General features: G+C 71.4%; 9 protein-coding genes. 5 read left to right on the top strand and 4 right to left on the bottom strand.

From position 1 onward, the window contains the following. The coding region (locus ACWCPM_RS13985; RefSeq protein ID WP_450976387.1) for a hypothetical protein at positions 1-246 on the bottom strand (246 nt) is incomplete at its 3' end. Between the two features lie 92 nt (positions 247-338). Between ACWCPM_RS13985 and ACWCPM_RS13980 the strand changes: the two genes are divergently transcribed. After that, positions 339-2,840 (top strand): SpoIIE family protein phosphatase, encoded by a 2,502-nt coding sequence (locus ACWCPM_RS13980; RefSeq protein WP_450976386.1) that lies wholly within the window; start codon positions 339-341, stop codon positions 2,838-2,840. A gap of 284 nt (positions 2,841-3,124) precedes the next feature. On the opposite strand, the gene ACWCPM_RS13975 is transcribed toward ACWCPM_RS13980, so the two are convergent. Further along, positions 3,125-3,946: an enoyl-CoA hydratase/isomerase family protein gene (locus ACWCPM_RS13975; RefSeq protein WP_450976385.1), complete on the bottom strand. Its 822-nt coding sequence runs from the start codon at positions 3,944-3,946 to the stop codon at positions 3,125-3,127. Positions 3,947-4,112: 166 nt separating this feature from the next. Beyond that, positions 4,113-4,976 carry a LysR family transcriptional regulator gene (locus tag ACWCPM_RS13970; protein WP_450976384.1) on the bottom strand — a complete coding sequence of 288 codons (864 nt, stop codon included), beginning with the start codon at positions 4,974-4,976 and terminating at the stop codon, positions 4,113-4,115. A 265-nt stretch (positions 4,977-5,241) separates the two neighbouring features. On the opposite strand from ACWCPM_RS13970, the gene ACWCPM_RS13965 reads away from it, so the two are divergent. Together ACWCPM_RS13965 and ACWCPM_RS13960 are read left to right on the top strand one after the other, a co-directional pair. Continuing rightward, the gene (locus ACWCPM_RS13965; RefSeq protein WP_450976383.1) at positions 5,242-6,030 is read left to right on the top strand and encodes an SDR family NAD(P)-dependent oxidoreductase; all 789 of its coding nucleotides are present in this window, start codon (positions 5,242-5,244) and stop codon (positions 6,028-6,030) included. A 39-nt stretch (positions 6,031-6,069) separates the two neighbouring features. Further along, positions 6,070-6,429: a carboxymuconolactone decarboxylase family protein gene (locus ACWCPM_RS13960; RefSeq protein ID WP_450976382.1), complete on the top strand. Its 360-nt coding sequence runs from the start codon at positions 6,070-6,072 to the stop codon at positions 6,427-6,429. A 101-nt stretch (positions 6,430-6,530) separates the two neighbouring features. Here ACWCPM_RS13960 and ACWCPM_RS13955 read toward each other — a convergent pair whose 3' ends face one another. Further along, a complete protein-coding gene (locus tag ACWCPM_RS13955) occupies positions 6,531-7,481 on the bottom strand; it encodes a DMT family transporter (RefSeq protein ID WP_450976381.1) in 951 nt (316 codons plus the stop codon). Between the two features lie 148 nt (positions 7,482-7,629). Here ACWCPM_RS13955 and ACWCPM_RS13950 point away from each other — a divergent pair, with 148 nt between their 5' ends. Both ACWCPM_RS13950 and ACWCPM_RS13945 read left to right on the top strand, forming a co-directional pair. Beyond that, positions 7,630-8,646 (top strand): LysR family transcriptional regulator, encoded by a 1,017-nt coding sequence (locus ACWCPM_RS13950; RefSeq protein ID WP_450976380.1) that lies wholly within the window; start codon positions 7,630-7,632, stop codon positions 8,644-8,646. Positions 8,647-8,678: 32 nt separating this feature from the next. Then, entirely contained in the window at positions 8,679-9,176 is a 498-nt protein-coding gene (locus ACWCPM_RS13945; protein ID WP_450976379.1) for a winged helix-turn-helix transcriptional regulator, read from the top strand. Positions 9,177-9,362 lie beyond the last annotated feature (186 nt).

The raw sequence follows: 9,362 nt of genomic DNA, 5'->3' as shown, positions 1-9,362 counted from the left end.
CCGGGCCCGCACCGGAGCCCGGCCGGCCGGTCGCGGCGGAAGCGGGTCACGCCCGCCGGCCGCCGCGGGCTCGACGACGGCTGTGGGCTTCTGAACCGCGTTCCGCCTCACCGCGGCCCCGACCACATGGTCGGGGCCGCGCACGGGCGTGACCTTCGGAGCCTTCGCCCATGTGACGGTCGCGGCCCTCGCGTTCTGGTGCGTGCCGACGACACCCGCGGCGAGGTGGGCGCCGGCTCCCGTCACAGCGCGTGCACCTGTCCGGTCTAACCACCGAAGGACATTTCGGTCCCGGTTCGGATGCGGGCAAGCCACGCCAGGCAAGGAACAGCAGCGCCATGAACACGAACAGCTCAAGGAACATCACGTTCAGCGATCAGATGAGCACGTCCGAGGTGTCCGAGTCGGCCGTCGCGCTGTTCGACGAGCTGGGGACGGTGGTGGCATGGACGCAGGCCGCCGAGCGGCTTGTCGGCCACTCCGCGGCCGATGTGGTGGGGCGGTCGGCCGCGCTGGTGCTGCCGTCCTTCGCGCAGGCGGCGACGATGTCGGACTTCGTCGAGCGGTGCCGGGCCAGGAACGGCTGGCCGGGCGTGTCGGAGGTACTGCGTCAGGACGGCCGCACCACCGACACGGGCCTGCGGATGTCGGAGGTACGGGCGCTCGACGGGACGACCCGGTGGCTCGCGTCCGTGACCGACATGGGCACGCTGTCCCGAGAGGCGCTGAAGGGACCGGCCGGAGGGGCGCTCCTCACCCGCGCCCCGATCGGTGTCTCGCTGCGGGACATGGACCTGCGCTGCGTCGGCGTGAACGAGGCGATGCAGACCCATGACGGCATTCCCCCCGACCAGCGGCTCGGGCACCGCTTCACCGACGCCCTGCCCGGCGTCAAGGCGGAGGCGCTGGAGGAGGTGATGCGGCAGGTGCTGAACAGTGGCACCACCAAGGTCCACGAATACCGGACATGGCTTCCGACGGCTCTGGGGCCGGAGCATCCCTTCGCCGTCTCGTTCTCGTGCCTCCTGGGCGCCGACAGCCTGCCGTCGGGTATCTGCATCACCAGTGTCGATGTCGTCGAGAGCCGGCAGGCACGCGAACGCCTGGCCGTCCTCACCCAGGCGGGCAGCCGGCTCGGCGGAACGCTGGACATCATGCAGACCAGCCAGGAACTGGCGGACCTCGCCGTGCCGCTGCTCGCCGACTTCGTCGCCGTGGACCTCGAGCAGGGGGTCGCTTCGGGCGAGGGGCCGACGGTCCGCACCGGCCCTTCCGGCGAGCGTGTTCCCGTCCTGCGCCGGACCGGGATGGCCTCGATCCATCGAGGAGTCCCGGAGTCGCCGTGGAGACACGGTGAGCCGGTCACCGTGCCGCCGGACTCGCCCCTCACCACCGTGCTGGACACCGGCAGACCCCATCTGGAACCCATATTCGACACCGCTCCGGGCACCTGGATCCACCGCGATCACCTGCGGGCCGAGAAGTTGCACGATCACGGCATGCACTCCCTGATGGTCGTGCCGATCCGCGCGCGAGGCATCCTGCTGGGCCTGGCGGTCTTCGTCCGCACGAAGGACCCGGTCCCCTTCCGGGAGACCGATCTGCTCCTGGCCGAAGAACTGGTCAGCCGCGCCGCGGTCTCGCTGGACCACGCGCGCCGGTACGCCCGCGAACACACGGCGGCACTGGCGCTGCAGCGCAATCTGCTGCCGCAGCGCCTCCGGGGCGGCGCGGCGGTCGAGACGGCCTCGCGGTATCTGCCGGCGGACATCGACCACGGTGTGGGGGGCGACTGGTTCGACGTGATCCCGCTGTCCGGCGCCCGCGTCGCCCTCGTCGTCGGCGACGTGGTCGGACACGGCATCAACTCCGCCGCCACCATGGGCAGGCTCCGCACCGCGGTGCGCACGCTCGCCGACATGGACCTGCCTCCCGAGGAACTGCTCACCCACCTCGACGACACGGTCATGCGCATGGTGGAGGAGGACGCCGAAGCCCCGGACCAGGCGGCCACCGTGGTCGGCGCCACCTGCCTGTACGCCGTCCACGACCCCGTCACCGGCCGGTGCACCATCGCCTCCGCGGGTCACGCGCCGCCCGCCGTCGTCGACCCGGACGGCCACGTCACCTTCCCCGCGCTTCCCACCGGAGTCCCGCTCGGCGTCGGACTGGGCTCCCCCATCGAGGCGATGGAGCTCGAACTGCCCGAGGGCAGTCTGCTCGCCCTCTACACCGACGGCCTGATCGAGTGCCGCGGCCAGGACATCGAAGACGGCATGCGCCGGCTGGGCACCGCTCTCGCGCACCCCCGTCAGTCACTGGAGGAGCTGTGCGACCGCGCGATGGAGCCCTTCGCCGACAAGGCGGCCTACGACGACGTCACCCTGCTCCTCGTCCGCACCCGCGCACTCGCCTCGCACCACGTCGCCTCCTGGACGCTGCCCGTCGACAGGACCGCCGCCCGCCACGCCCGGAACCTGGCGGCCGGACAGCTGGCCGAATGGGGCCTGGAAGGCATCGAGGACGCGACGAAGGTGATCGTCAGTGAACTGGTCACCAACGCCGTCCGCCACGGATCCGGCCCGATCCGGCTGCGCCTGATCAGACACCAGGTCCTGACCTGCGAGGTGTTCGACACCGACGGCTGCTCGCCGCGTCAGCGCAGAGCACACATCGGCGACGAGAACGGCCGGGGACTGCTTCTGGTCTCCCATCTGTCCCACAGATGGGGCTACCGCCCGGCGCCGGGCGGCAAGATCGTCTGGGCCGAGCAGCGCCTGCCCGCGCAGGACGCGCCTCCCCCGTCGGAGAAGTCGCCTGGAACCAGGACGGCCGCCTAGCTGTTCTGTCCGGTCCGCAGGCAGCGCCCAGCTGTTCTGTCCGGTCCGGACGCGACGTCAAGCAGTCCTGTCCGGTCCCGATGCGACACCCAGCTGTTCTGTCCGGTCCCGCGCGGCACGAAAGCGACCAGGGCCCGTGCGGGGGCGGAACACCCTGTCCCAGGTGCCACGCGCGGCTCACGACTCTGTCGCCCGTCACGCGGCGGTCAGCCGGTGGTGACGACGGCGTGGGCGGCCGACGGGACGCGGCGGCCGGCCTGCGGCACCGGTGCGGTGCTCTGGGCTCAGAGCTCCCCGACCGCCGCGCCGAGGTCGAGCTCGGTGCGGGAGCGTTCCTGGAGTCCGCGCTCCATGAGGGTGCCCATGCGGGCCGTGCTGGCCGGGTCACGCGCCAGGATCTGGAAGAAGCCCGCGTCGACGTGGACGTCCTCCTTGGGCGGCAGCCCGGCCGCGTTGATCCGGCGCTTCACCAGCCGCACGGCCGCCTCCGGGAAGCCGGCGACGCGCCGGGCCAGCCGCTCCACGTAGGCGATCAGCTCCTCGTCCGGCAGTGCCTTGTTGACGATGCCGATCCGCTCGGCCTCCCGCCCGTCGATGTCGTCGGCGCCCAGGATCACCTGCATGGCCTGGCCGCGTCCGACGAGCCGCACCAGGTGCTGGACCGATCCCGCGCCGGGGAAGGTGCCCAGCCCCACCTCGGGCTGGCCGATCACGGCCCGCTCCAGGGACGCGAACCGCATGTCGCAGGCGTAGAGGAACTCGGCGCCCGCGCCGCGCGCCCGGCCCTCGACGACCGCGATCGTGACGGGCCGCGCCTCGCTGAGCCGTCGGTACAGCGCGCCCAGGCTGATGTCGTCAGGGCCACCGGACGTGGCCGCCGCCGCCGTGTACTGCGCGATCCCCCGCACGTCGACGTGCGGGACGAAGAAGTCCCGGTCGGCACTGCGGAAGACGACGACCCGCACGTCGCCGTCGCCCTCGGTCTCGTCCAGCAGCGCGATCAGGTCGGTGACGAAGGGCTCGTCGATGAGGTTGATCGGAGGGTTGTCGATCGTGGCCCACAGGACGCCGTCGCGCAGCTCTGTCCGGATCGTGCGGTAACTCATGGTCGCCAGCTCCTCGGGCGATGGAAAGTCACTTGCGAATTGCAAGCGATATATCAACCCTGACACCGCCACTTGCAATATGCAAGTGACATTGCCGCGAGGGACACAACACCGAACCCGCGCGGCAGCCGCTCCACCCCGTCGCCGCACCGGCCGAAGGCGCCCGCTAAGCGTCGGTGAGCGCCCCGACGAACTCCCGCAGGTCGGCCCCGAGGGGCGTGTCGCAACCCCATACGGCCTCGTAGGCGATCTCGACGGGCTCGCCGCCCCGGAGGAGAGGGCGGCAACCGGCGTGCTCGTGCGTGACCCTGGAACGGGGCAGGAGCGCCGCCCCCAGGCCCATCGCGGCCCACTCGTCGACCGCGCGGAAGCTCGCGGCCTCTCCGGGGTAGGTACGCAGGCCCAGGTCATGGCTCTCGAAGAGCTCGGTGGTGAAGGTGGTCAGCCCGCAGGTGGGGGGTCCGAGGATGTAGGCGGCGTCGGCCACGTCGGCGAGCTCGACCGGATCGTCGCCGGTGCCCGAGCCGATGACGACCAGCGGCTCCCGGGCGACGACGCGGTGCTCGAAGTGGGGCAGGCCGGGCACGGCGGGGACGAGGACGATGTCCAGGCGCCCCGCCTGGAGGTCGTCGCGCAGCGGGTCCAGGTCCGCCTCCCGCAGGACCAAATCGCGCGGACGCTTCAGCGCGCGGGCGGCCTCGAAGGCGCGGGCGACGAGATCGGACCCGATCAGCGGGGACACGCCCATGCGGATCGTCTCGGCGGGCGGATGGGCCAGCCGTCGCGCCTCGGCGAGCAGCGTGTCGAGCCCGCCGAGGACGTCGTCGACCAGGCGCAGGATGCGCACGCCGTGCGCGGTGGGCCGGACACCTCGGGGCGAGCGGTCGAAGAGGCGGACCCCGAGCTCCTCCTCCAGCCGCGCGATCCCGTTCGACAGAGCCGGCTGCGTCACACCGTAGGCCCGCGCGGCGGCGCTGAAGGACTTCGTCCGGGAGACGGCCTGGGCGTAGCGGAGCGCCTCGATGTTCATGATCAACCACCCTCGCCATAGCCGGACGTTATGTCCGCATCACTCATGATCCTCTACCGGGACGACGTGCGCCGCCTTACGGTCGAAGGCACTCCGGCGGCCGGCCCGCCGCATCGCCCCGGATCCCTCACGACCGCTTCCACGTGGACAAAATACCGACAAAATACAACTGACCGGTTTCTTTTACCCCTCCGCACACATCGTGGAGGACGGCGGTCGGACCGCGGCCCCTTCCGCACACCCAACACCCTTGAGGAGCACGCTCATGCCCAGCAACACCCTTGACTTCACCGGCCGGAAGATCGTCGTGATCGGCGGCACCAGCGGCATCGGGATGGCCGTCGCCCGCCGTGTCCTGGAGGGCGGCGGCAGCGCCGTGGTCACCGGCCGGTCGCAGGCCAGCGCCGCCGAGGCGGTCGCGGAGCTGTCAAAGTCCGGCGACGTCACCGGGCTGTCGGCCGACCTCTTCGACCCTGCCGCCGTGGACCGGCTGCGCGACACCCTGACCGAGGAGCACGGCGACGCCACGCTCCTCGTGAACGCCGCGGGCGTCTTCGAGCCGAAGACCTTCCTGGAGCACACTCCCGAAGACTACGACCGCTACCAGGCCATTACCCGGGCTTTCTACTTCATCACGCAGACCGTCACCGCCAACATGATCGCCCGCGGCAACCGCGGAGCCGTCGTCAACATCGGCGGCATGCTCGCGCACCAGGCGATGGCCGCCACCCCGTCGTCCGCGTACTCCGTCGCGAAGGCCGGACTGCACTCCCTGACGCAGCATCTGGCGATGGAGCTGGCCGGGCACGGCATCCGGGTCAACACCGTGGCGCCCGCCGTCGTCCGCACCCCGATCTACGAGGCCTTCATCCCCAAGGACGAGATCGACTCCACGCTCGACGGCTTCAACTCCTTCCACCCCCTCGGCCGCGTCGGGACCCCCGACGACGTCGCCCCCACCGTCGCCTTCCTGCTGTCCGACCAGGCCGACTGGATCACCGGCGCCACCTGGGACGTCGACGGCGGCGTCCGAGCCGGACGCAACGCCTACTGACCGGCCCGCACACCCACTCCCCCAGCACAGGAGCGCTTCGTGTCCTACCACGAGCACACCGATCACCAGTACGCCCAGCACCTCCGCGCGGGCGCCCCCGACGCCTTCAAGGCGTTCCTGGCGTTCGACCACCAGGCCCTGCGGGGCAGCAACAACGTCATCCCGACCAAGTACGCCGAACTCACCGCCGTGGCGGTGGCGCTGACGACCCAGTGCGCGTACTGCATCGAGGCGCACACCAACGCCGCGCACGCCGCGGGGGCGACCCAGCAGGAACTGGCGGAGACCGTCATGACCGCCGCGGCACTCCGCGCCGGCGGCAGCTACGCGCACGGGTTCATGGCCATGAAGTTCTTCGACCGGGCCGGGAAGCAGGCCGGGAAGAACGACACCCACTGAGCCCCGGCGCGGATCGCGCGCGGTGGGCTCGCATGATCCGGGTGCCGTGGCACGGCACAAGCCCTCGGGCCGGCGGCCCGAGGGCTTGTCGGACGCGACCGTCACCGCCCGTCCCGAAGCGCGGGCGACCGCGGCAGGGACGGCGATCCCTCCACCTCGTGCCGCACGTCGGCCGGCGGGCCGCCGCCGCGGTGGCGGCGGTTGATCAGCACCACCCCGCCGATGATCACGAAGCCGCCCAGTACCTCCATGAGGCGGGGCACCTCGGAGAGCCACACGAACGAGACGACGAGCGCGACCGGCGGTACCAGATAGAGGGCTGCCGTCGACACCGCCAACGACAGCCGGGCGACGGCGTAACCCCACAGGACGAACCCCAGGGCGGAGGGCAGAAGCCCCAGATAGGCCACCGACACCAAGGCCCCGGAGGGTGCTCCCGCCACGGCACGCAGCGTCGCCGGAAGCAGCGGGAGCGCGAGGACGGTCCCCGCCACCATGGCGTACGTCGCGACCTCCATGCCGCTGTAGTGACGCAGCAGGGGCTTGGACACGACGTGGTACACCCCCTGCACCACAGCCGCGGCGAGCACCACCAGCGCTCCGGCCGAGAACCCCGCGGAGCCGCCTCCCAGCGCGACCACCAGGGAACCGCCGAGGGCGACCCCACTGCCGACGAGCACGGAACGTGCGACGGGCTCCGACAGGAACGACCTGCCGAGCAGCACGCTGAACACGGGCGCGACGGCGATCAGCATGCTCGCGGTGCCGGCGGAGACATGAACCTCCCCCCAGTTGAGCAGGACCTGGTAGGCGGTCATGCCGGTCGCGCCGGCGAGCACGATCAGCGGGAGGTCCCGGCGCCGCGGACGCCGGACGCCGAGGAAGGGCGCGAGCGCCGCGAGGACGACGGCGGCGATGGCGAGGCGGAGAAAGGACAGCGCCGCCACGCCCAGGCCGTCGACCCCCGCACGGATCGCCGGGAACGCCGACGCCCAGAGCACGACGACACCTGCCAGGGCCAGGAAGCTGCGGGGGCTGGAGCGCACGTTCATGCCTCCACGATGAGCCCGGGAATCATAAAGGTCCAGTTAGTCTTTCTTGGTGAAAACGAAAGGAAAGCTGCGCATCGACGACTCGGGCCGAGCCGGTCGGCGCATGGCTATGCTTGATGTTTCAGGCGCGAGGCGTAAGGAGGGCTTCATGCTCGATGTGAGAAGACTCCGCGTCCTGCAGTACCTGGCCACCCATGGCACGGTGGCGGCCGCGGCACAGGCGCTGCACCTGACGGCGCCCGCCGTTTCCCAGCAACTCGCCGCGCTGGAACGGGACGTGGGCATGCCCGTCGTGGAGAAGCAGGGCCGCACCCTGCGTCTGACGCCCGTCGGTGAGCTGCTGGTCTCCCACGCCGAGATCGTGCTCAGCGACCTGGCCGCCGCCGAGTCGGCGCTGGAGGCCGTCCGCGGCGGCGGCCACGGCATGGTCCGCGTCGCGGCCTTCGCCTCCGCCGCACGCACCCTGATCGCCCCGGCCTGGAAGCGCATCCTCGATCCGGACGAGGGTGCCGGTGTCTCACTGGACCTGGAACTCGTCGAACAGGAGCCCGACGCGGCACTGGAGTCGCTGCGCCGGCGGGACGTCGATGTGGCGGTCGTCCACGGGTACACGGTGCTGCCCAGGGACTTCCCGCCCGGCTGCGAGGAGACCAGGCTCCTGGAGGAACCGGTCCTGCTCGCGCTCCACCCCGATCGCGCCGCCCGTATGGACATCGGGCCGGGGGACACCGTGGACCTGGCGCGCCTGTCCGACAGCCCCTGGCTCACCCCGGGCCCGGAGACGTCGTGCTACGAGATGATCCAACGGGCCTGCGGGGCCGCCGGGTTCGTGCCGGGCATCCGCTCCCGCAGCAGTGACTTCTCGGTGCTGGCGGCGCTGGTGGCCGCGGACGCGGGGGTGGCGTTGCTGCCGCGTATGACCGTCCCGGAGGGGACGTCCGGGACGATCGGTCTCCACGCCCTGCGCCGGCCCGTGACCCGCGCCGTCTACCTCGTCAGCCGCAGCGGCACGTCGCGCCGCCCGGACATCCGCCGTCTCGGCGAGCTCCTGAGGCAGGCGGCGGAGACGGAGACGGCGGGAGCGGAGAACGGCCGGGAGGCGTCCCCCGCCCCCGGCGCCCGGTCCGGCCGCACGCCTCGGTCGCGCGCCCGAGCCATGCTTTAGAATTGCAAGCAACCTGGGGTTCGGAGGTTCCGGTGAAGCGTCGAGAACTGGTCCATTCAGCGTGCCCGATCGATCGCTCCCTCTCCGAGGTCGGCGACACCTGGACGCTCCAGATCCTGCGTGACGCCCTGCACGGTGTCACACGGTTCACCGACTTCAACAAGCGGATCGGCGTCGCCTCCAACATCCTTTCCGCCAGGCTGCAGAAGCTCGTGGCCGTGGGGATCTTCGAGATCCACGAGTCGGCGCTCGGCAACTCCCACGAATACGTCCTCACCGACAAGGGCCGGGATTTCCACACGGTTCTCGCGGCACTTCGGCAATGGGGGCAGAAGTACCTCTTCGAGGACGACGAGCCGATGAACCAGGTCGTGGACGCCCGGACAGGACAGCCACCCCGGCTGCTGTCCGTCGTCGCGGAGGACGGCAGGGAACTGACCCCCGAAGACCTGCTCGTGGTCCAGGCCCGTGCGGCGGACCCCGTCCAGAGCGGGGTGCCGGTCGACACACCTCGTCGCCGTACCACGTGAGAGTGCCGTCTCCGGCGCCGGGCGTCCGCACGCGCCGGGCATCCGGACGCACGACGACGTCGCCTCCCTGAGAACCCGGGAACCCGGGACCGCCCCGAGCGCCCTCGCCGGCGGCCGCCCAGGCGGGTTGCAAGCCCTCACCCACGGGCGTTCCCTGGAAGTACCGGCGGTGAGGCGAGCCCTCTC

This window comes from Streptomyces sp. NPDC002309 (assembly GCF_053593375.1).
Note: the sequence above shows the minus strand (reverse complement) of the source record. Positions and strands in the feature narration are given on the sequence as shown.